A 23,539-nucleotide genomic window follows, 5' to 3' on the forward strand; every position below is an offset into this window, starting at 1 on the left:
CTCCTTTTTTCAATTCACGGCACTTCAATTTTAACAGTATAGATTTTTGGCATGGCATTGCTGGACGCGTATAAGACGAGTGTCTGTTCAGTATCAGGGACTAGGAAGACCAAATCGATTTCGGACTTCTCGCCTGGTGTGTAAAATGCACCGCCACGCAACGCTTTTTTGTTGTGGTTGACCATATCGACCGGACTATATTCCGTTCCGTCTGGCGTATACATGCGGAATCCGTTCGGACGATAGTCCATATAACCACCTTCGCCATCATCTGAATGGAATAGAGAAATGGGAAGACTGACGAATCGTTTTCCGGCTTCGGGTTCTGTGCCGTCCGGTGATGCGTAGACCGGTTCACCGACTTGAAATTCACGTTTCTTCAGTTCCGGATCCCCAATATACGTTTGGAACGTACCGAGATCCATGATTTTTTGAAGGTCATCTTCTTTCGGTGTGGTGGCTTTGGCTTCTTTCGGTTTATCTGCTTTTAGATCGGCCTGTTTCGCACCAGTCGTCTGTGCGGTCGGAGCTGGTGTCGTCTTCGCTTCTTCCGTCACCGGTTTCACTTCAGGTGACGTGAAGACGAACAAGCTGATAATACCGACGACGAGAGCGGTCGCGGTCGTCCCGAGCACGAGACGGAACCGTTTCTCGACTTTCTTCTGGTTGACGACGTGCCCACCGATGGCTTCGGCCGGTGTGATGCGGACGGCCCGCTCCGCCGGGAGGAGCGCCCCGAGGACACCGGTCACGACCGGGATGAGGATGGTCGCGAACAGGAACGGCAACTCAGACGTCGGGAACTGCTGATACATGACGGTGACGATGATGATGGTCACTGTCACGCCGAGCAGTCCGGCGAAGAAACCGGTCAACGCACCTTCCGTCAAAACGAGACGACGGATGGACGTGTTCTGCCAACCGAGCGCTTTCAAGACCGCGAGTTGTGGTTTTCGTTCGGAGACGTTTTGCCACATGATTTCGGTCGTCGTCAACATGGCGATAAGCAAAGCGACACCCATGGCGACGTAATGCATCGTCCCGACTTCAAGGGCGACGAACTCGCCGATCCATGTCGTATACAAGACCCCTTGGAGTCGGAATGTGACGAATAGGAAGAAGCCGAACAGACTCGTCGGTAAGGCGATGGCGAGAATCGACAACGTCGTCCGCGGCCAATACGTCACGAGCTGGTTCAAGCTCATGCCGACGCTCGAGCGAGAGCGGAGCAGGCGGCGCCCTTTCGATACCTCACCCGACTGCATCGTCTCATACGGTTTGATTTTCCGGACGAGTCGAATCGGGATGAGCGTCCCGAGCCAGTAAATCAACAGACCGGCGAGTCCAATCAATAAGATGCGGGCAATCGACGTCGAACCGGCTGCCGTCCATAGGAACGTCCCGAGAATCATCCATGAGATGAGCGCGACCATTGAACCGAGAATCGTCGCTTCGAGGAATAACAGCTTCGACAGTTGGCTCGGGCGCCACCCGAGCGATAACAGAATGGCAAACTCTTTCTTTCGCGCGTACAGCATGATGATGTTCGAGCTGAACACGTACAGCATCGCGACGAGGATGACGCTCGCGACGACACCGGAGAAGCCGAGTTTCGCTTCTTGGAAAATCGTGATTGACGATCCAAGTTTAATCCAGGGTTGCTGAATCCAGCCGAGCGCGCTCTCTCCTTTGAGTCCAGGCAGATACGTGACGGCGTATTGTGGAGACGAGCCAAGCGTCACGTCGGTGATGAGACCGGTCTTGTCTTCAATTTCTTTGGCGACCGCTTGAAGTTTCGCCTCACTCTCTTCGTTTAAGACGTCCACGCCTTTCACGTTGACGCGTATCGCCGAGATGGCTTTGTCGCCGGCGATGGCGAATGCGGCGTCGAGCGTCGTCAACATCGACGGTGGTTTCGTCAAGAAGCTATACGGGTTGTTCGTCGGCTTGACGGTCGTCGGTGGGTTGACCGGCTCGTCCTTCGAGTTCATGACCCACTCGGCGCTCGCCGGGAAATACGTTTCCATCGGGAGTTCTGTCAACGGGTCTTTCGACAGCTTCAGTTTCGATGGGTCGAATAATCCGATGTAGTTATATCTCACTTTTGGTGCATCGTTGATGTCTTCCGCGTATAAATTGGACTTGCGATACATACTTTCTTGACCAAAAGCTACACGACCCTCAGCGAGGAACGGTTTAATTTGATACGAGTACGGCCACCGTTTCGGGAACGGGCTCGTCACGCCTTCATAGACGAGTGGCGACGCCTTCTCGGCAATCCACGTATATTCCATGGTGAGACGAGGATCTTGTGGCTGCGGTTTTCCTTCTAAAATGTGTTTTGTGATATTGTCATGCATTTGTTGCGCTGTAAAGTCGTATGAGGCGACTTTTGTCCCTTTCAAGCTATCGAGGTATTCATCTTTCCCTTTCTCGAGATAGGTTTGGATGAACGCCTCTTGATCAGTTGTATCGACATCGACTTCTTCGATCGTGTAGTTGATCGAGGCATCGACGTAGTCTTTTGTACTCATCAAAATCGGGATTGTCGTGACTTCTTCATCGTAAGGCTCTGGGACATCCTCTTCATTGAAGTAACGACTGAACTCTGTCGCTCGTACGGCATCGTCTAACCCGACGAGTTTCGCTTCGGCGACCGGGTCAATCCCGGCGAGCATGACATCGCTTCCGTAATCGAGTGGGAATTCTTCATACAGGGCGGTCGGACCGATGCCAATGTGAGTGGAATCGCCGTTCGGCATCCAGCCGACCCAAAAGTAGGCTTTCAAGTCTTGAAAGTCATTGATTTTTTCAATGCCCGTATCGATGAGTGTGTTCATCTTGAGGCGATAAAGACCCGCTTTATCAAACGTATGCGTTTGGGTGAACGAGCTCGAATAAGTCGAGCCAATCATCGCGATGGGTGCCGCGACATCGACGTCGGCAATCTGTTGAATCGTCTCATATTGCTCGCGCGTGATCCCGCCCTCGAGTCCGCTCATATAGTTTGGCTCGAGCAGGTTCAAGTCCTCGGTCACGCTGCGGCTGCCTTCCGGACGGACGACGATATGGTATGACGAGTCCCACCGTTTTTGCAGCTCGTTGACGACCGTGCCGTTGTTCGCCTGGGTCACCCCGAGCAAATAGCTGAGCCCGGTACTGACGATGAGCATCCCGACCATGAGCAGGATGAAGCGTTCCTTATTCCGCCACCATGAGTTCCAGATGAACTTAAGCATGATGGACGTCGCTCATGGCGACGACCTGCCCGTCGCGCATCTCGATTTTTCGGTTCGCCCGGTCGGCGAGCTCCGGGTCGTGCGTGACGAACAAGACGCCGCAGCCGTTGTCCCGATTCAGACGCGTCAACAAGTCGAAGATGATATCACCCGTATGCGTGTCGAGGTTCCCAGTCGGCTCATCTGCGAGCAGCCACTTCGGACGGTGGATGAGGGCACGGGCGACGGCGACCCGTTGTTGCTGACCGCCTGACAGTTGGGACGGCAGCGAGTTCGCCTTGTCGCTCAGTCCGACTTCTTTCAACAGTTCAAGTGCTCGTTGTTCGCCGTCATAGTCGACTTTGCGGCCGAACAGTGGTGCCATGACGTTCTCGAGCGCGGTCAACGTCGGAATCAAATGGAACTGTTGGAAGATGAAACCGATGTTGTCGAAGCGGAAGTCGGCGAGCTGTTTCGCGGACAAGGTCGAAATCGGTTCGCCGTTGAATAAGAGTGTGCCATCGGTCGGACGGTCGAGCGTGCCAATCAAGCTGAGTAGTGTCGATTTGCCTGAACCGGATGGACCGATAATCGAGATGAAATCGCCGTGGGTGAAGTGAAGGTTCACATCATCGAGCGCGAGCGTCGCGATGTCGCCGTTATCAAAGCGTTTCGTCAGGTGTTTGCATTCAAAATCATAGGCCATTGGAAGCTTCCTCTCTTGGTGGAATGAAATAGTCATTATTAAATATGTAAGAACACGTAATTTTCTGACTATTTATCATAGTGTAAAGGAAAAACTTTCCTGTTGAAAGCTGAGAAAATTTTCGTCTTGGTTTCGAGAGGAGTATGGGATGGAATGGGGAAAAGAGTTAAGAGAATGTTGAATCGGGTGAAAGGGAGTGGAAACAATGAAACAGTTCGAGATTGAGTTCCATATGATCAACGATGAGGTGTTGACGCAAGTGGTGGAAGCGGAGAGTCGTTATGCGGCGCTCGAATCGATTTATCAGTCGTTCCGTCATGCGACGGACGGGTTCGTCCAGTTCGAGGATGAGTGGATCATTTTCCTCGACCATGTCGTGTATGTGAAGGCGTTTGAGATTGTGGAGTAGGAGGCAACTATGGTAAAGCATAACAAGTTGGTTCGAGACCGGGTGCCTGAACTGATTCAAGCAGAGGGGAAGCAGGTCATCGTCAAGCACTTGAATCAAGCCGAACATTTCGAACAAGCACGACTAAAACTGTATGAAGAGTTGAAGGAATATGAAGACGCAAACATCGATGAGGAATGTCTTGAAGAGCTGGCTGATATCCTTGAACTCGCGTATGAGCTAGGCAAGATGCACGGGGCTTCGTTTGAAGAGATGAATGCGATTCGCGCTGAGAAGCGGGAGCGGAAGGGCGGGTTTGAGAAGGGACTGTTTTTGGAAGAAGTTCTGGAGTGAATAAAAGCGAACAGAGTACCGTCAAAGGCACTCTGTTCGCTTTTTACATTATGAGAATGCACAGACGCATGGGACTGTATCATCTTTTTCAGCTAAATAAGCTTCGACGCCGTCTCGCTCCATCATTTCACGGTATTCACGTAAGGTGAACGGTCCACCGTTACGTTTAAGGATAGAGACATCCTTTTGGAATTTCTCACGGAAACGCTCTTCCATAGCTTCCTGTTCTGCATATTGATCGGGCCATACTTTAAAGAGGAGAGCATAATGACCTAATCCGCCACGCACACAACGACCACCACAGTTAGCATGTGAGAAACCTAAGTCGTACATTCGTGGCAGCTTGATTCCCCACTCGTTTTGAATAATCGTCTTGGCATCCATATCTTCTTTAAAGATTTCAATCATCGGAAAACGAGTTTCAATTGGTTCGATTGGATTGTGTTCGTAGAAGTTTTGAAGGTTAATTGCACGATGTTGCTCATGAGGTCCGATACCGAAATGTAAAATCGGTTCAAGATTGTGGATGTCACGTAGCTCTTCAAGGAAAATCATGGTTTGTCTAACTTTCAATTCTTCTGAACATTTGGCCATACGAGAGTTACCAAGGAATCGCATATCAAAAAACACTTCTTCAGGCGTTCTTCCATCGATGCTAGTTGTAATCTCTAATCCGATGTAGTCGGCTACCTCTTCCATGAAACGATAGTTGTCCATATCTTCCCAAAGCGTGTCTGTGAAGAAAAGGATCGAATTTTCTTTTCCATACTTTTGTACGATGTGGTACGCCACGTATGCTGAGGATGCGCCTCCACTGAACATAGCCACGTGTACTGGTTTGCGCCCATGATTTAAGGCTGAGTAATCTTTATTGTTTAGTTCTCCGAGTGCGAGGCGACTCGTTGTTTTTTGTGTCTTAACACTATTCATATTCATCTATTACACCTCATTTATGTTTCGCTTATGTCTATTATTACATTAACTGAAAGGAGCCTAGGTAATACAATTTAATGCTTGTAAATATCATTTTAACAAACATAGTTAAATGGCCTTGTAAAAAAATATACCAACCCGCCTATATTCCTTCAGAACCCCTTTTATTTACCATACATTAATATTACAATAATAGGAAGAAACGAAATTGTGAATCTTATTTATATTTTTCCAACGAGAAATGAAGGGACGATTAAAAAATGAGACCAGAAGAAACTTGGGAACACTTAACTAATCTTTCGAACGAGGACATCTCATTTTCTTATGAAGACGTAAATCGGATGATAGCGTTCAATCCAACAGAACAAGTTTTATACATGCAATCACTATTCCTCCCAATGGCTTTTAGATGGATGAGAGATCTTAGCAATTTCTATAGCTACACGTCTATTCCTAAATCCTATTATGAAGCGCACTCTATTCAGTATGGATGGAAAGCTTTAAAAACAAAGTACAATCTTTCGATGAAAAATTATCGAGAAGGTGTAAGGTTTTTAGAAATCTGTGAAAATGTCACGAAGCGAGATATTACGAAAAAAGAAGCGAACGAGGCACTAAATATTTTGATGCAGTTAGGTCAGTCTTGGGTTTTGGATTTTGGAAACACTTCAGAACAAGAGAGTAAAGAGACAATCGCAATCACTGGATTAGAAACAACAACTGCAGAAGTGATTGATTCTAAAGAACTTACTAAAGTGAATCAACATGAGGGTAATTCAGTCGATATTCAAGAAGAAGTAGCTGAACACGACAGCTTAATTTATGAAACTGTAGAGAAAGATAAAGAGACTGATACAGTAAAGGAGAACATTATTCTTATGACCCAAGAACTAAACACAGAACAAGAGCGGATTATGATAACGCCACTCAAAGAGCAGATAAATCCCTTCGTAGACTTTATGCACCAGTATGATTTAACCACAGCTGACTATTCAAAGATTTTTGACGAGCACACAAAGAAAATTGAATATAGTATCGATACAAATATCAATCAAAAAATCATCGATGAATTATCGACATCTCCACGCTCGATTATCATCACAGGAAATGCAGGAGACGGTAAAACTCGTATTTGCCGCAATGTATACGACCAATTAGTGGAGACGGAATTTGAGGGATGGCCTGAATCTGGCATTGAAGAAATTACATATAACGATTACACGATTCGAATTATCAAGGACTTATCCGAATTACGTGACGAAATCATTGTTTCAGAGTTGAAAAAAATGCAAGAAACGCTGCAAGAAACAGAACCAAAACTTTATTTCTTGATTGCAGCAAATGAAGGAAAGCTTACGCACACCTTAGTGAAATATCCAGAACTCAAGTCTTTAAAAGACATAATCATTCCACAGTTCATGTCACCGAATAAGGAGTTTAAAGAGGCGGAACATGTGAAGGTTTATAATCTGCTGTATGCTTCATCATCGGTTTATGCGGAGAAGATAATTGAGGGTTGGAACGAAGAAGAAAATTGGAGCATTTGTGGTGAATGCTCAAGTCGTCATAAATGCATCATTAATGATAACCATATCGCTATGAGCAACAAAACGACTCGCAACCGTATGATGCGTATGTATAAATCACTTGATATGAATGGAAAACATATGACAATGCGTGAGTTACTCATTCATCTTGCTTACACTCAAACAGGTGGAATGACATGTAGAACCGTCCATGAGGCTTCACAAAGCGAAGAGATAGAAGAGTTGGCCAAGAAATCTTACTACGAGAATTTCTTTGGAAATAATTTAAGACCTGAAGTATTTGAAGAGATTAGTGGTATCCAAGAATTCAAGTCGCTTGACCCAGGATACATTTCAGATTCTTTAATTGACGATTTTCTTCTCAATGGGGATTTAAGCAGTCAGGAAAAGACTAGAGATTCCCATACAATGTTGTTTAAAAAAGGTATAGATGTTGAGAACGGGGCTTATTACGAAGAAGTAAAAATGTACCGTTCTAACATTAACGGCGACAATGTGAATGGCGTAGAACTTATGAGTAAATGGTTCCCGAGACTACGTCGGAAATATTATTTTGAATCTAAAGATAATAAAAAAGTAGAACAATTAATTCCATATCGCCACCGTCACGAATTCATTGGTATTTTGCATAAAGGTAAAATTGAACATAGTACAAAGATTAAACTAGTTGATGGATTGAATACATTCTTTGCGAAACGTATGGTGCATTCTCCATCGCATCAGTTGTACGTGGCCTCTGACAGTTTGTTGGTTCATCAAATTATTGGACTCGATCAAATCAATTTCGTCGTTCAAGAGAAAAATGAAGATATCGACCAAACGAGTACCACGTTAACGTTAAGTATTAATGAGATAGAACTCGAGGTAAATTTGGTCACTTTTGAATATCTAATGCGTTTAAGCAACGGTGGAATGCTAAATGTATTACGTGAACACGTAGAAATTTTGCTTAACAGCTTCCGCAATAGATTAATTCCTTTAAAAAAACAAGACGAAGAAATTCTTCAAATTCTAAAATTTGATTATACACAGGGTGCGTTCATACTTGAAACAATTGAAATTAAGCCACCTTATGTAGATACAGATGAAGAAGTAGATGAGGACGAAGATTACTAAACTCAATTAATTTACGAATAGGAGAACACTCCATGGAACAGGAAAAAATTAGTTTTTCGAGTAAAATTGGCGCTGAAATATGGGGACATCGTTTTAAAGATGGTCAAAGAGGACCGGAGTATACGTTAGAGTTTTTAAACGTAATTGCCGGTACAGGATTTAGTTTGCAAAGGAAATACTACAATCGTCGAAAAATGATCGAGTTTCGACAATTTGTGTATGAAGGGGAAAAGGAAGGGTCAAAAGGCCACATCGCAGTTTTTGAAAATGAGAAAAAAGATTTGATTAGAGAACGTCTTGGGATTAATGAAAAACAATTAGAAGATCTCCAAACTTTCTTTAAAAACTTAACAATCCCTCTGACGACGCCAATGGGTAAGCCTGTTGATCGCTCATGGTACGCTCAAATGATGTACCCGCTGCATGAGTCATTGCTATACACAGAAATACGTGTCAATAGAGATAAAGGAAAATCCAATAGCCCGGCATATAATTATGAGCGAAACTTTTTTGCTAGGGGTGGGGAACTCTATTATTTGATGCTGCATTATGGAACAGTGGACAATCAAGAACTCCGTGAGAATATTGAGAAGAATATGAAGAATCTATTATCAAATTCAAGTGGATTGATTACTGTTGTTAATCAAATTAATGAGGCATTCGAAGAGTATGCATCTACTGAGACCGGTACTGTGACAAAAGACCAACCAGCACCTTTGATTAAAGATAGTGAGTTAGAAGATTTCATTAGTGGGTGGGAGAAGTCAGAATATCCACTTTTACCATCAACAAATTTACCACTTTATCGAGAGTTTGCTGAGGAATTAAATGCTCTACTTACTTTAAAGATTGATGTATATGAAATGTTTGACATTCTAACTTCACTTATTACATTCCAACTTCATCGATATATGATTCATCAAGCTGAACAAATTGTGCAAGAAAAAACTCATTACTTTATTGACTGCTTCGAAGGACAAAATAAATCTATAAAATTCTTGGCTCAAGATTCGTATCGTATTCATGAGTCTGTTGTTAGTGAAGCTTATAAGACGTTTGTCGAGAAACGTGTTGCAGAAGTACTTCCGGAAAATCAGGCAGAGGATAAGATTCGGGCATGGAAGCTTAGCTTCAATCATAATCAAAAGACAAAAGTTGCAGGTTACACAGCGTTTTTTGAAGAGTTAAAACTTAATAGCCTTCAGACACCAAAGAAGAAAAAACTCGTTGAAGCTCTTGAGACACCAGATCTTGAAAAAGCGGAAAAAATGCTAAGATTGCGAATTGTTGAGTTGTACATGGAGGATTTATCTAAGTCACAATTACCGATTATGAAGACTTTAGCGCGAGATGGACAATTCATTATTTCAGGAAAAGGGTCTAAAGCTCGTTACGTCCTTCACGATAATATTTTGAGCGCTTTAGTATATGCAACTCTAGATGGAGAAGTGACACTTCCATACGATGATTTTTTAAATAGACTTTATGAAAAATATCAAATTATCATCGGGGAAAATGCAGCAAAAGTTTCAGGTCTCTATTCGAAAGAAGGAATCAATCTATCCCACTTTAGAAGTAATGAGAAGAAAATGAGACAGAAATTAAAACAGAACGGGTTATTGCAAGAGTATTCAGACGCTACTGCTTTAATCCGCAATCCTTATTTCGGATAATCCGAAACTAGATAAAGGAGACTATGAATATGCCAGTAAGCACCTCATATAAAGAGACAATCATAGGGCATTGGATCGCGCAATATCTATTAAATTATCTCAAAGATCACAACAAGAAAAATGCCGAAAAAGTACTTATCAAAATCGAAGGAATCAATGAAGATTATTTCCCCGCAATATTAAATGCGCTCTTAGAAAACGAAGATCAATTCAAAATATTTTACAATCCGGTGATTCGAACAATTAAGCGGATTGAGGGGTATGATTCATTCGTTCTAAATGAAAATGAAAATGGAGTCTGGTTAAGAAACAACGTAAAATCTAAAGAAGCCCTCATCTTATTAATGAACGAGAGAACTCCAGAGGCTCAAAGCTTGAAGGATATCGTCTCAATCGATGAGACTCAATTACTATCGTCGGAAGGATTACGTAGCCTTGATGAATCGCTACATGAAAAGTCTCACTTAGAACCGCACCAAATCAAAGATTTAATGAGATTAATTGGAGCTTATCAGTATAAAAACGAACTAGATTTACAACTTTCTATGCTAATCGCTTACTTAGAGGACATTATTAAAACAAAAAATTCTTCCGATGAACCGTTTAAATCAATTCTTGGAAAACAGCTACCTCACTTCCGATTGTTTAAAGATGAATTTTTGAAATTTGAATCATTAGATGCACTTCGAAAACAGCTAAGAAAAAATTTCTTGCTTAGTCATCTAAGAAAAACAATGGTGTCTTATCTTGACCCTGAAAAGCTTGCCAAAAACGTAGAAAATTTCATGTCGAATGAGGAGAAAACAAACTACTCAGCAGAGATGTGGAACAATTTCAATGATGAGGTTCATTTTCTTGAGAAATCTATGCAGTTTATCGAACGCAAAAATAACGATTTACTGTCGTTAGTATCTTACACCGATGCCGAACGAATTTTTGGATTTAAAGTATCGAACTCGCTCAAGGATAAGTTGAACAATTCTCGGGACATCTTAATTGATAAATATGTTACAGCAATTGACCTGGCAGAAACTGTCGAAGAAGAAAATAAGTTAAAACAACAAAAACTCGATGCGGAAAATCGATTTGATAAAGGTGTAGAAGCAGTAAACGCTAAGACGGACTTAGATGCCATCCGAGAATTTAGAGAAGAGTTTGAAGAAGAGTTAGAGAAAGAAGTAATCCTTAAGAAGATAGTTAATATCGAAAACAAGTTAGAGAATCCATCTGAATACGTTGATATTTTTGAGGCTGTGCTGTCTGAAAGTTTAGTGATGCTTGAAGATATCGATCATGAACAATTTGAAGGGAACCTCTCATTTGAGCTAACGATTGATGAGACTCTAGAACTGTCAGAAAAACAGGCGACTTTCTTTAATTTCCATTTGAAATCGTTATCTATGCTTTCGTCTAATATTATTATTTTGTCTCATTTAAAAGGCACGGAAGATCCTTCGAAGGAAGTAGAAGTGCTAAAAGTGACTTTAAGACTTCTTCGAAATGAAGAGCCGATAGCTAAGACGGAATTTAAGATTGATGCAGGCGAAACCATTAGTGAGAATAGTTTCTCGCAATTTATCAATCAAATTCAGAACGGTTATTTACAATACATCGATGTTAAACGTGGAACTCCAAGTGAGCAGGACTTCCGGAATTATCTTTCGGAGCAAACGAAATTCACATCGCTTACTGATAAACGGCTATTAAAACCAATTCAACAATTTGATGAGTTCAATAAAGAATACACCAAGCTTCTACAAACTATTATCAATGAGGAGCGCGGAGCAACAATTGATGACATAACAAAAGCAGCGGTTCTTACACAAGAATTCTTGAATTGTTCTGAAGCTGATGTCGATGGAGTCCGGAAAATTTATTCGCTGTTGAATGACATGGGTACAATAAACGTTGTCGAAACAAAAAATAGCCGGCAGTCTGAGGTAGAACGAAAAATCGTATCGATTTTTAACCCAATTCGATTCATCGCCTATGGGTACAAACTTGTCCACTTCGGTAAATTAATTACTGACCTGTCGGACACCTCTCATGGACGAAACAAAATTCAAGATGTAGAAGACTTGAAGCAATATAAAGAATACTTAAGAGGGTCTTTCTCTAATTTAGCACCTTCGTATTACGTGTCGCGCGATGGTCATCATCTTTTCGTTCAAGACGAATTTTACGGACAAGGGACATACCTTGAAGGTGGGGAAATCGAGAGTGTCGCATCTCAAGCTACCTCGTTCGCTAAAGAGATTGAGAAAGTCGCTCACGACTATGTGCGCGTTTATCCATACACTGCAGATTGCTTAGATATCTTATTCTTATATGTAACGAACCTAGAGTTTGTTAAAAAGAGTATTGAGCAAATTCTTAAGAAAGACAGTGTTAGGAAATTAAATGTGACGATTCATAGTCCAGCTCGAGCAGCAATGCTCTATGATGAAATCAATCAATGGATCCAATCTCAAGAAGAGTATATGAATGCAGTAGATGTGTTTGGAGAATTTCCAAGACTAGAAATTAATGTCCTACCATTTAGCGATTCGAAAACGCTCGAGGAAAAATTGGATACATTGATGCTTGATTTTGATTTAGCTGTTTTTATTGATTATTTTGGACAACAAGATAATCTTAAAATCCCACATCAGTTTTATCCTGAAGCGCACAAAGAATGTGAGCTCGATGATAAGCAGTGGGCGTTCTATGAAAACCGTGAGTTTAAATCAATTAAAGAAGGCACGCGTCTTATAAGTTATGTGTCGCCAACGCAACCAAAGCTCATGCAGCAATTTTATAACATGCAGGCTATTCTGAAAGACGGTCTAGTCATCGAGCCTGAAAAAATCGGGCTATTAAAAGGACGACTTTCAGTAACACGGACTGAAACAAATACGTTGTATAAATTAGCCCATGAAAAATTCAATTGGGTCATCACTTACGATAAGTTTATGGATCCACTTCTTATGAAACAAGTTGCGGAAGGTTCGAATATTATTCGATATCACGTTAACCGCTCTGGAAATGAAGAAATCAAGGTTCTCGTTTCTTCTTCAGATTCAATTCGAAGATCTTCTGAGAAAGACGTCGAAACGAACTATTATCGAACTAGACTTCATAGTCGACTTAAAGACCAATTGAAAGTTACAACTTTAGACGAACGGAAAGTAGACGAGTCTTTAAAAATTGTTAAAGATTTATCTGGAGGCCTTGTACTTCGTGCATTAGGACCAGGTAAATTTGTAAACGAGTTTTTATCTGTGTATCTAACTGTTGCTCAAAGTAATAATCATCAAGATACCGTCGTCTTATGGGACATGTGCGACGAGCTCGAGTGGTTTAGAACGCGACAAAAGCGGCCGGATTTGCTAAAAACAACAATTCAATATTCAGCAGATACAGAAACATACGATATTAACTTTGATTTAGTTGAACTAAAACTCATTCAACAAGAGAGTTATGTTAGCGAAGTGACGGACGCGAAAGTTCAACTATTGTCTGGAGAAAGAGCGTTACAGAAATTCTTTAGACGATTCGAATCAACACTTGAAAGAGAGTTGTATCTCAACTCGTTCTTACTCCATCTTGAAGATAAACGAGCTTATGAAGAATATGAGCTAGCTCTCTTACACGAACTCAAGCATAATTCGAACGTGAAAATTAACTTCTCTTTCACTAAATCGATTTATGCATATATTCATAACAAGAACACTGTGTTTGAAGGCAGAGCAGAACTTGCCCCAGGTCATTACTTTGAACGTGAAGATGAAGATGGAATTTCTGTCCATACGTTTACACGCTCGTACATCCTTTCAGAAATGAACGTTTCTAGCGATGAAGTGAAGTTGGAAATTGGAGATGATGAGGGAGCTGTAGAGCCGAACCCTATCGATAACATTGAGAAAGTGATGCCGCCAAAAGGGTTAGATAAGGGACATGAAAATATTCCTCCATCTGTAACACCAACTCAACTGCCTGTAAATTCAGACGGAGAAGACGAATCGGATGATTTAGTTGAACCAGTTCAACCAAAGGATCCGTCAGTTGCTGAGCAGAAGTATCCGGAGGAAATCGCACTATTAAACGTTCAAGTGCCGAACGAAGAATCGTTTGACGCGGCCCTTCAAGAACTCGGTAATCGTTACGCAGACACTTTGCAGACGAAACTAAGAATCAACGGAGTTCAGTTTTCGGTAGAGCGCACGATTGTTGGGGCCAGTGTTATTCGAATTATTGGCAGAATTCCACCGAATCAAAGCATTACAGCCGTAGAGAAAAAGGCGAAAGATATGCCGCTTTGGCTTCACATTGATTCTCCTCCGACCATCTTTAGTGATCGTAACGGAATCAATATTGATATCAATCGTAATGACCCTGATACAATCTACTTCTCACAATTTATGAAGTATGTACGTAACGATGTGACAAATCAAGAGCTAGAGAAAGGATTCATTGTTCCTATCGGGTTGAGTCCACTGAATGAAGTTATGACGGTTGATTTTAATGGAACAGAGCCACACATGTTAGTTGCTGGATCGACTGGGAGTGGGAAGAGTGTAAGTTTGAACTCGATTGTTATGTCGATGATGTGTCTTTATGATCCAACTGAACTTCAATTCGTATTTATCGATCCTAAACAAGTTGAATTCTCAATGTTTGACGGGGTTAAGCATACGGAAAAAGTTTTGTTAGATTTGATTGAATCAGCTGATTATTTAGATGTTATGATTGCAGAGATGGAACATCGTTATACTAAGTTCCGTGACTCATATGCAAAGAATTTAATGGAATATAACGAGTTATTAGCACAAGAAAACCGACATGAAGAAATCTTGCCAAGAATGGTGATTGTATTTGACGAGTTTGCAGACTTCATGATGCAGGATAAAGAATTCGCTCAGCGAATCGAAACTGCTATCAAGCGTCTAGGGCAAAAAGGACGGGCGGCAGGCATCCATATGATTGTCTGTACGCAGTCTCCAAAGGCTGAGATTATCAGTACAACCATCAAGAACAACTTGGCAGCGCGGTTATGTCTTCGCGTCACAGACAGCGTAGCTTCGAACGTAGTAATGGATACGTCAGGCGGGGAGAATTTGGCTGGAAAAGGTGACTATCTATTCAAGACAAACAAAGAACCGGCACGAGGCAAGAGTCCATACTTACAACCGCTCGCATTACGTGCATTGATGCAATACTTTAAGAAATAAACCCGTGAAGTAGCTGCATAAGCAGCTACTTCACTTCTTTTGGAAGATAGGTGGGAAAATTATGGGATTTGGACAACATCAGAGTTTTTATTTTCGACCTTCGTGGATAAACAAAGGATTGACACACGTTAATCAGAACTCTAGATTTTTTTATGAAAAAAATCACTTTGAGGTACTGGGATTAGGAAAAAACATGGCGAAATCTTTGCGACATTGGTTGATTGCTACAAATGTTATCGAGGAGCAAAAGGGGAAACAAACAGTTCATGCCTTCACTGATTTTGGAAATGTCGTGTTCCGTTATGATCGACATCTGCAACATGGGCTGACGTTAGGAATGTTGCATTATAATTTGGTCACGAACAAAGACATCGCTACGACTTGGTATTGGTTCTTTAACGAGTATCGAGAATCAGTGTTTGATCGTGAACGTTTAATGAGGTCTTTAGAAAAATGGGTAGAAGTGAACGGGTTGAAGAGTGTCTCTGAAAATACATTGAAGCGAGATATAGATTGTCTTCTCAACATGTACTCTTTGAAAGATTATAAACAACTTACTCCTGAAGATGTCATTTCATGTCCGCTCGAAAATTTAGAGATGGTTTCTAAAAGCGTAAATAATTACTACACCAAGTCGTTTGCGGATGTGGAAGAAATCCGGGACATTTTATTCATGTCACTTTTAATCTATTCAAAAAAACATGGACAGACTGAATTTGCAGTCGAAGAATTAGCTGAGGCTCCAGAACTTTGGGGGAAGGTGTTTAATCTTTCGAGAAGCGCGATTGTGGAATATGTTACGCAGATGACTGAAGACTATCCATTACGGTTTATTCGTACAAACAAGCTCGATACGGTACTGCTGACTAAAGAAGTATCATCAATCTCGGCACTTGAAGAAAGATATAAACAATATAGTAAAGAGGTAAGTAGCTATGCATAAGTTTCAACCAAGCGTTAATATTTCGTACGATTTTCATAAAGACAATTTACTTACGCAATTTGTACCAAATGATAAGCAGCTGAATATCATTCAAACAGTACTAGAGACGGTCACAAATCCTAATGAGATATCGAATGCCCATCTATTAATAGGTCCGTATGGTGCAGGGAAGTCAATGGTTGGAGCTATTATTTCAAACTTGATGATGAGTCGACGTAATGGGAAAGCGTTAAAAGGTTTCTATTCGAACGTCGCGCAAATCAATCAAGAGCAAAGCTCGCATTTGGAGAACGTAATCCGGTCTAAAGATAAGCGATGGATTCCTGTAGCAATTGTTGGACACTCTGGGAAACTAGCAGAAGTTATTCTTCATAATACGATTAAAGCGTTAAAAGACGAAGATATTTCTTTTAGCTTAAAAGGTGAAGAAGAACAAATTGTTCAAACGATTAAGAATTGGCGCAAGAATTATCAAAATACGTACTCAAATTTGAAAGACTTGTGTGCAAAAGATGACAACAGTATTGATGCACTAGTAGCGCAGATAAAGGCAGGAAATAAAGAAGCATCTGAGACGTTTAAAAAGTACTATACGATTTTGACTTCAGGCGCTACTTTGACTGTCACTTCTTCGGCGAACGAATTAGAACAACTAGAATATATTTTGAAACAGTTAAAGAAACAAAAAGTCGGGTTATTCATTACTTACGATGAATTCGGACGTTTTCTCCAGCTGCTTGATAAAGCTAGCACGTACAAAGCAATGCAAGAAATGCAAGATTTAGCCGAACTTTCGAATCGACTTGAAAACTTAGGAGTGTTATTTATTACGCACTCTGGTTTAAGACAATATGCAGAAAAAAACAGCTTTTCAAAGTCGGAATTAGAGCGAGTCGAAAAGCGTTTCCGTGCACATTATTTAGAGAGCGATTCTTCTCTATTTTATCGTTCTGCCTTTAAAGTGTTAGGGCGTCAAGATGAAGTGAATACGCCTAGTCTATTTCTCCAAAATGATATTGAGCGATATAAAATTGACATAACTAAGTTCAATTTATTTCCTCAGATGTCTTCACAAGAAATTGACGGAACTATATTAGAAGGATGTCAGCCAATTCATCCATTAACAATTTATCTTTTGCCCCACTTATCGAATATTCTTGGTCAAAACGAGCGTACGTTATACATGTTCTTAGCCCAGTTTGATGGCAAATTCGACGAGACAAAATGGTATTATGCGGACGAATTGTTCGACTACTTTTACTCTGATGAAACACTATATTATCGTATCGAAGAATTAAAACAGTATCGTTTCGCCGTAAGTTATGGGGTAACCGATTCAGCTCTTCGTCTAATCAAGTTACTCACGCTTCTTGAGAACTTCAAAGGGAAGTTTGCAATTAAAGAAGATTTAATCAGTTTCGCACTTGGAATCAGTGTAGATGAGGCAAAAGCGGTTATCGATGAGTTGATTCAAGTAAAATTACTGAGATATAACCGAATCACAAATTCTTATGAAATGTATACAGGTTCAATTTTAGAGCTTGACGAATTGGTTCAGCAATATCGTTTGAAGATAAAAGATGATGATGTTTTAAGAGCACAACCATTGAAAGAATTAATTAAGAACAAGTATTATCTGCCGTTAACATATAACAGCGAAAAAAGTATGACGAGATATATTGAGGTCGATTTTTATTTTGATGTGGAGTCAATTTCGGAAAAACAGACGGCAGCGGATGGTGAGTTGTCTGTCATTCTAAGTTCAGCTGAAACAGAAAATTCACATCTTCAATTAATTGACCATTCAACTGCAGATAACCAAAGACTGTTTGTTGAATTTAAATTAGATAAACAAGAACTGGTCGAGAAGATTGATGAATATCGCACACTCATGCACATGTTAAGTGATAAGGTGCTTTTGAAGACAGATGAGCAGTTAGAATCCGAAATCGGTTACCGGATGGAAAATCTGATTTTTGAAATCCAACAGTATTTATCGCCACTTGAAAACTTTAGTCCTCAACATTTGAACTGGTTTTACGGTAACGAAAAAGTCAAAGGAATTACGTCTAGATTTGCGCTTGAAAATTTCTTATCAAATTGGATGAGCGAACGATTTAATGAGACGTTAGAGGTACGAAATGAAGGATTCAACAAGCAAAAGGTTTCAAAAGTTCAACGTAATGCAGCGGTTGGTGTACTTGATAAATTGATGAAGAGTCGTGCGATCGAAGGTATCGAGATAGATGGGTTTGGTCCAGACTACTTAATTTATGTCTCGATTTTGAAAAACAATCAAATCGACCCATTTAACTTAACGAACTTAAATTCAGACATATTGAAAAATATGCGAGCATCAATGCTAAATTATCTTGAGACTTCAGATCGTGGTAATTTGTTAACACTTTTGCAAGTTTTACAGAAAGAGCCTTATGGCATGAGAAAACCAATTGTTCCGATTCTGACAGTTGCTTTACTAAAAGACTATTGGCATCAACTTTCCTTCTACGCTAATGGGCTATTTGTTGAAGAGATGAACGCAGATTTGTTGTATTCAATCCTTGAACAAGAAGCCAGTTTTTATGAATTCGAGTTCTTTAAAATGGACCAAAACATTCGTCATTCTCTTTTAGGCGTGAATGAGACCTTCTTTAGAAATTCATTTGAAGAACACCCGGTTCAACTGTTTAGCAACTTAAGAAGATGGTTGCGTCAATTGCCGAGATATACTCAAATCACTTCTCAACAAGCTGAATCAATCATCGAATTCAAAGAAATCATTCGATACAGTGAAATCGACCCAATGGATGCAGCGACACGGCTTCATAAACTTAGGGAACAGATTAATGATAACTTCTCTACCATCAAACAAGACTTAGAAAAACATTTAACGAATGCTAAACATATGCTTAAAGAAGAAGCATTAAATGTTTTAGGAATTCATGAAGACTTGGACGTATGGATTGGATTAAACCGTGATTTAATATCAAAAAATCCGATTTTATTCGATGTAGTCAGCGTAATGGAGCGTAAAGAAGATTGGTTGGTAGTCTTGATTCGTAAAACAGTTGGAGTGCGTCTTGAAGAATGGTCGGACGTCACTCTAGATTCGTTCCAATCATCGTTGAAACGATTACTAGTTGTTTCTGACGATGAAGAGACGATTCGAATCGTGACAAACGATCAAACAACTGCAACCATACAAAAAGTGGAGCTATCGGTAAAAGGAAAGACAGTACTCAAGAATTTACAGCGAACAGTTCAATCTACTGGCAGAACAATGCAAGCAGACGAAATGAAGTACATTCTTTACAAATTGCTCGAAGAATTAGAGACAAGTTCGGAGGAGTGACCATGCGTCTAGATTTAGTGAGGAAAATTGAATTTGCGATTCGTCATCATGGTGGTACTGCTACCTTGAAAGAAATATATGATTATGTTGAAAAGTCATTTTATCAACTTGGTCTAGACGGATATAAAGATTGGAAATCTCAAGTCAGAAAACATATCCATATGCATTCAAGTGACTGTGATATTTATCGCGGGGAGCGAGATCTGTTTTATGCAGTTGAAGGAAAAGGCAAGGGTATTTGGGGATTAAGAAATAAGGGATAAGGTGGAGGGGCACGTGGATAAAATTAGTTTGATAGAGTTGCTGAAAAAGAATGATAGTGGAAAGTTAGTTTTGCCGGATTTCCAAAGAGATTTTGAATGGGATAAAGAAGGACAAAAAAATTTACTATCTTCTTTTCTAGCTCAACTTCCAATAGGGAGTCTATTAATTTTAGAGGGTGAGAGAGAGCATTTTGCTGCAAAAAGATTATGTTACATCAATCCTCTAAAGCAATCTGAAAGAAAAGAGGAATGCTGGTATTTATTAGACGGGCAACAAAGAGTCACGAGTCTAAAAACTTTTTTTACAGATTTATATTCACAAAACGAAAATTGGAGAGAGACGCATAAGTCACTATATAATGATTTGAACATGCGTTGGTTTATGAAGGTCACCCCTCAAAACGACGAAGACATTTTCGGTTGGAATAAACTTAGATTTGAGGGATTCCGCGAGTATGAACCTTCAATTATTGTGGATTATATTCAAAATAAGAAAATTTTAAGGTCAAAAGATTTTTATTGGTATCATCCAGATTATAAATCGCTCGATAGCGAAGGTAACATAAGAGAGGGTGCCAAAAAGAAAAATGATATTGCTAACAAGGCTGCAGAGAACAGATTGATCCCTTTATATTCTTTATATAACTCTGAAGGACAATCACTGCATGAACAAGTACTTGAAAAACTAAAAAATATTAGGATTGAAGAGTTAAAAGCAGAAGTAGAAGAAGAAGACTATTCATTATTTGATATTCTTGGATGGATAGAGCCCGATATTGAAAATCAATCTGAAGATAAATCATTTGTAGATAATGCTTGGATGAGGTTAGGAGCAAAATGGGTACAAGATGTAATGAATCAGTTTGCGAAAAATTTAGAACAAGAGATTTCGATTATTGAATTAAAGTCAAATGAAATAAGCCGCGCAATATCTATATTTGAAAACATAAACATGGGTGGAACAAAGCTAAATACTTTTGATTTAATAGTGGCTAAAGCTGCACGGTCATCAAATGAATTCGAAGGGTCACTTTCTCAAAAAATAACTCATCAATTAAACGAAAAAATAAATATTCCTCCTGTACTTTGTAAAAGGGTTTCAGGTGATAAACCAAATGAGTTTCTATCAGAAAATATGAATGTTTTTTCAGATAATAAGATTTCTAAAAGTTTCAAGGACATGTACTTAAACTTGCTATCAATCGAAAATTATTTTAAGTACGGTGAATTGAAAGATTTAAAAGTAGACTACATTAAAAGAAAAAAAATACTTGAAATTTCACATGAGAAAATTCATGAAAGTACGGACAGGATTGTTCTTGCAATTCAAAGAAGTTTGGCATTTTTAAACACAAGGCTTGGTGTTACGGATATAAACAAAATTTCCTATGAATTAATGATACTTCCGATTTCTTACATGTTCTTAGATTCCGATAATTGGGAGAATGAAAGCGTGTTAGATAAGATAGAATACTGGTATTGGGTATCAATTTTTGGAGGTGCATACAGAGAAGCTCAAAACAGTCGATGTATTAAAGATGTATTTTTATTGCACCAATGGTGTACGGAAAATATAGATAATCCTTTTCATTATTTGCATGAAAAAGTATTGAAAGAGGATGGATACACCGACCTAGAGACTCTGTTAATGAAAAACGAGGCACATAACGTTCGTGAATCAGTAAGTAATACTATTTTACAATACGCATTGTCAAAGCAACCTAAGGATTTATTGGCGCATGACAACACTACTATTGCGTTGAACCCATGGGATGTATCAAAAAAGACTGTAATAGAACTTCCATCAGAGAAATTTGAGTTAGAAGTTCATGAACACCATGTTGTTCCTATAGCATCAGTAAGCACTATAGAAGAATCTGCTAAGAAAATTAGGAGTCAAAAAGGAAATTTGTTAAATAGTCCATTGAACAAAACCCTTATCTCTTCAAAAACTAATCTGAAAATCAAGGACAAGTCGATAAAGCGTTACTATCAAAGTCTAAATGACGAGTCAAAAGTTTGCCATTTCATACCTTTAGAAGAAGAATTAAACCAACTAGAAAACGTCGAGGCATTTTTAGAATCGAGGTTCAAGTTAATTAGAACAAACTTAATTTCTTATCTAAATACTTTACAGCCTTAAAGAAAGCGGAACCATTTCAGTTGGTTCCGCTTTCAATGTTTACAATACGTCACACCCCCTTGTCACAGAATGTTCAATCCTGTAAACTTCGAAACAGTGTGAAAAAAATGTATAAGGGGTTTATCCATGGAAATCGTTCAGCAATTATCGCAAGTACAATTACTCAACCAATTCTGGTTGCTCATGGCCTTCGTCATCCCGATGGTCATTTTATCGCGGATGGTCGTGGCTGGTTCACGGTTCTCACCAATCCTCGTTATCGTCATCTTCGGTCTCGGACTTGGCTTCGCCATGGTCGAGATGGGCATCGCGACACCGGGTCTCCCTGAGTTCCCGCTCGTCGACTTTATGTCACGGACGACGATCATCGCGCTCGTCGTATCGTTCTTCGTCGGTGGACAAGAACTTCGCAAGATTTTAAGCAAGCAAGAGCTCGACATGAAAGACATCGTCGTGCCATCGAAAGAAGAGATGTTCCTCGGGACAGGGCGGACACAGTTCATCTTCATCCTCCGTTCATTCTTCTTGCTCGTCGGTCTCGAAGGGTTCTTCCGCATGATGATTCAACCGGGCGCGGCAGAGGGCATCATGCTCTACTACCCGATCCTCGCGTTGATTGGTCTCGCGGCATCGTTCCTCTTGATCGACCACAAGGCGCAAATCGACGATAAGAAGGTATACATGCGTAAAGGCGTCATCGAGACAGTCTTGATGCTCGTCATCTTGTTCGTGTCGTACGGCATCGCCGTGGCGGTTCAACCGATTATCGCGCTTCCGCAGATTTTCTTCGCCATGTTGCTTTCGTCAGCACTAGGTGCCATCTTCCACAACTGGACGTATGGACCGACCGTCCGTGCGCTTCTGTTCGCCGGAATCCCGGTCGTCTTGGCCGCCAACTTCATGGTCGGTGGGTCACGGATCGGTGATGCGTTCGCCATCGAAGGCATGAACTCGATTCTCGTGTACGGTTTCTTCGGTCAATTGTTCTGGATGTTCGGTGGGATTGCGCTCCTCATGTGGTTCGCCCGCACAGGACACATCCGCAACCTCGCACCAGGTATGGCCGGTTCGCTCTCGCACAGTGGTCTTACAGGCGCATGTACGGCCGGTGACTTCGGTCAAGTGGCAGCCAAACGTGCCCCAATCATGATCAACATCCCGTTCTTCGGTCACATCTTCGTGTTCTCGATTTTGGCAGTCAGTGCCGACAACGGAGCGCTCTGGATTTGGCCAACGGCAATCATCGTCTTGGTCGGTCTCACGTTAACAGCACTCTCGCTCAAAAACTTGCGCGGTGCCAACGGAGAAGACTTCAAAGAAGTGAAAGCGCTCATGCAGTTCTCGTTCGGTTGGCAGATGATGGCGGTCTTCGGTGGACTCGTCATCCTCAGCTTCAGCACGATCGCGTTCGACTACACAACGATGGCTCAATCGTCAGCCATCTCGCACTTTGGTCTCTTCGCAGCCGTCCAAGGCGGCATGTTCGGGACAGAAGCATCGCTTCTCATACCGCTTATCTTCTCGATGCCGTTCCTCGTCCACCCGATCGTGTTCTACATGTTCGGGAAGGCGCTCGATAATAACGGTGAAATGCCACGCGTACCGGTTTACGCGATGGCGCTCATCGGTGTCGTCGGAGTCTCGTTCGCGATTCTCGGTGTATAAACAAAACAGCCGCTTCTACCAATGCGTA

At 40.9% G+C, this 23,539-nt stretch carries 13 protein-coding genes; 10 read left to right on the top strand and 3 right to left on the bottom strand.

Annotation, left to right across the window (positions count from 1 at the left end; translation table 11 throughout):
- Positions 1-14: 14 nt before the first annotated feature.
- Together M467_RS24390 and M467_RS24395 are read right to left on the bottom strand one after the other, a co-directional pair.
- Positions 15-3,239: an ABC transporter permease gene (locus M467_RS24390; RefSeq protein ID WP_021066793.1), complete on the bottom strand. Its 3,225-nt coding sequence runs from the start codon at positions 3,237-3,239 to the stop codon at positions 15-17.
- Positions 3,232-3,924, bottom strand: coding sequence for an ABC transporter ATP-binding protein (locus M467_RS24395; protein WP_021066794.1), 693 nt, complete (start codon positions 3,922-3,924; stop codon positions 3,232-3,234). Before M467_RS24395 ends, M467_RS24390 begins: the two co-directional genes overlap by 8 nt.
- A gap of 205 nt (positions 3,925-4,129) precedes the next feature.
- Here M467_RS24395 and M467_RS24400 point away from each other — a divergent pair, with 205 nt between their 5' ends.
- The gene (locus M467_RS24400; protein ID WP_021066795.1) at positions 4,130-4,333 is read left to right on the top strand and encodes a hypothetical protein; all 204 of its coding nucleotides are present in this window, start codon (positions 4,130-4,132) and stop codon (positions 4,331-4,333) included.
- 9 nt (positions 4,334-4,342) lie between these two features.
- Complete coding sequence (locus tag M467_RS24405; protein ID WP_021066796.1) at positions 4,343-4,666, top strand: nucleoside triphosphate pyrophosphohydrolase; 324 nt, start codon at positions 4,343-4,345, stop codon at positions 4,664-4,666.
- A gap of 48 nt (positions 4,667-4,714) precedes the next feature.
- Here the strand turns inward: M467_RS24405 and M467_RS24410 are convergent, their stop codons facing one another.
- Positions 4,715-5,602: a phosphoadenosine phosphosulfate reductase domain-containing protein gene (locus tag M467_RS24410; protein WP_021066797.1), complete on the bottom strand. Its 888-nt coding sequence runs from the start codon at positions 5,600-5,602 to the stop codon at positions 4,715-4,717.
- A gap of 257 nt (positions 5,603-5,859) precedes the next feature.
- Here M467_RS24410 and M467_RS24415 point away from each other — a divergent pair, with 257 nt between their 5' ends.
- The 8 genes from M467_RS24415 (at position 5,860) to M467_RS24450 (ending at position 23,511) form a co-directional block, all read left to right on the top strand.
- A complete protein-coding gene (locus tag M467_RS24415) occupies positions 5,860-8,262 on the top strand; it encodes a hypothetical protein (RefSeq protein WP_021066798.1) in 2,403 nt (800 codons plus the stop codon).
- Positions 8,263-8,294: 32 nt separating this feature from the next.
- Positions 8,295-9,935, top strand: a complete 1,641-nt coding sequence (locus M467_RS24420; RefSeq protein ID WP_021066799.1) for a hypothetical protein — start codon at positions 8,295-8,297, stop codon at positions 9,933-9,935.
- Between the two features lie 29 nt (positions 9,936-9,964).
- Positions 9,965-15,145 (top strand): FtsK/SpoIIIE domain-containing protein, encoded by a 5,181-nt coding sequence (locus M467_RS31485; RefSeq protein ID WP_021066800.1) that lies wholly within the window; start codon positions 9,965-9,967, stop codon positions 15,143-15,145.
- A 61-nt stretch (positions 15,146-15,206) separates the two neighbouring features.
- On the top strand, positions 15,207-16,088 hold the full coding sequence (locus M467_RS24430; RefSeq protein WP_021066801.1) for a DUF4007 family protein: 882 nt from the start codon (positions 15,207-15,209) through the stop codon (positions 16,086-16,088).
- Positions 16,081-19,440, top strand: a complete 3,360-nt coding sequence (locus tag M467_RS24435) for a hypothetical protein (protein ID WP_021066802.1) — start codon at positions 16,081-16,083, stop codon at positions 19,438-19,440. The genes M467_RS24430 and M467_RS24435 overlap by 8 nt, the downstream gene beginning before the upstream one ends.
- 2 nt (positions 19,441-19,442) lie before the next feature.
- Entirely contained in the window at positions 19,443-19,703 is a 261-nt protein-coding gene (locus tag M467_RS24440; protein WP_021066803.1) for a hypothetical protein, read from the top strand.
- Between the two features lie 13 nt (positions 19,704-19,716).
- The gene (locus M467_RS24445) at positions 19,717-21,846 is read left to right on the top strand and encodes a DUF262 domain-containing protein (protein WP_021066804.1); all 2,130 of its coding nucleotides are present in this window, start codon (positions 19,717-19,719) and stop codon (positions 21,844-21,846) included.
- A 126-nt stretch (positions 21,847-21,972) separates the two neighbouring features.
- Positions 21,973-23,511, top strand: a complete 1,539-nt coding sequence (locus tag M467_RS24450) for a hypothetical protein (RefSeq protein ID WP_021066805.1) — start codon at positions 21,973-21,975, stop codon at positions 23,509-23,511.
- The last annotated feature ends 28 nt before the right edge of the window (positions 23,512-23,539 follow it).

Origin of the sequence: Exiguobacterium chiriqhucha RW-2 (assembly GCF_000416965.1) — a bacterium.
In the GTDB taxonomy this organism is placed as follows: domain Bacteria; phylum Bacillota; class Bacilli; order Exiguobacteriales; family Exiguobacteriaceae; genus Exiguobacterium; species Exiguobacterium chiriqhucha.

Bases quoted from the DNA above. Each gene is read 5' to 3' on its own strand.
- M467_RS24390 (WP_021066793.1), bottom strand. From the start codon at position 3,239: ATGCTTAAGTTCATCTGGAACTCATGGTGGCGGAATAAGGAACGCTTC.
- M467_RS24395 (WP_021066794.1), bottom strand. From the start codon at position 3,924: ATGGCCTATGATTTTGAATGCAAACACCTGACGAAACGCTTTGATAAC.
- M467_RS24400 (WP_021066795.1), top strand. From the start codon at position 4,130: ATGAAACAGTTCGAGATTGAGTTCCATATGATCAACGATGAGGTGTTG.
- M467_RS24405 (WP_021066796.1), top strand. From the start codon at position 4,343: ATGGTAAAGCATAACAAGTTGGTTCGAGACCGGGTGCCTGAACTGATT.
- M467_RS24410 (WP_021066797.1), bottom strand. From the start codon at position 5,602: ATGAATATGAATAGTGTTAAGACACAAAAAACAACGAGTCGCCTCGCA.
- M467_RS24415 (WP_021066798.1), top strand. From the start codon at position 5,860: ATGAGACCAGAAGAAACTTGGGAACACTTAACTAATCTTTCGAACGAG.
- M467_RS24420 (WP_021066799.1), top strand. From the start codon at position 8,295: ATGGAACAGGAAAAAATTAGTTTTTCGAGTAAAATTGGCGCTGAAATA.
- M467_RS31485 (WP_021066800.1), top strand. From the start codon at position 9,965: ATGCCAGTAAGCACCTCATATAAAGAGACAATCATAGGGCATTGGATC.
- M467_RS24430 (WP_021066801.1), top strand. From the start codon at position 15,207: ATGGGATTTGGACAACATCAGAGTTTTTATTTTCGACCTTCGTGGATA.
- M467_RS24435 (WP_021066802.1), top strand. From the start codon at position 16,081: ATGCATAAGTTTCAACCAAGCGTTAATATTTCGTACGATTTTCATAAA.
- M467_RS24440 (WP_021066803.1), top strand. From the start codon at position 19,443: ATGCGTCTAGATTTAGTGAGGAAAATTGAATTTGCGATTCGTCATCAT.
- M467_RS24450 (WP_021066805.1), top strand. From the start codon at position 21,973: ATGGAAATCGTTCAGCAATTATCGCAAGTACAATTACTCAACCAATTC.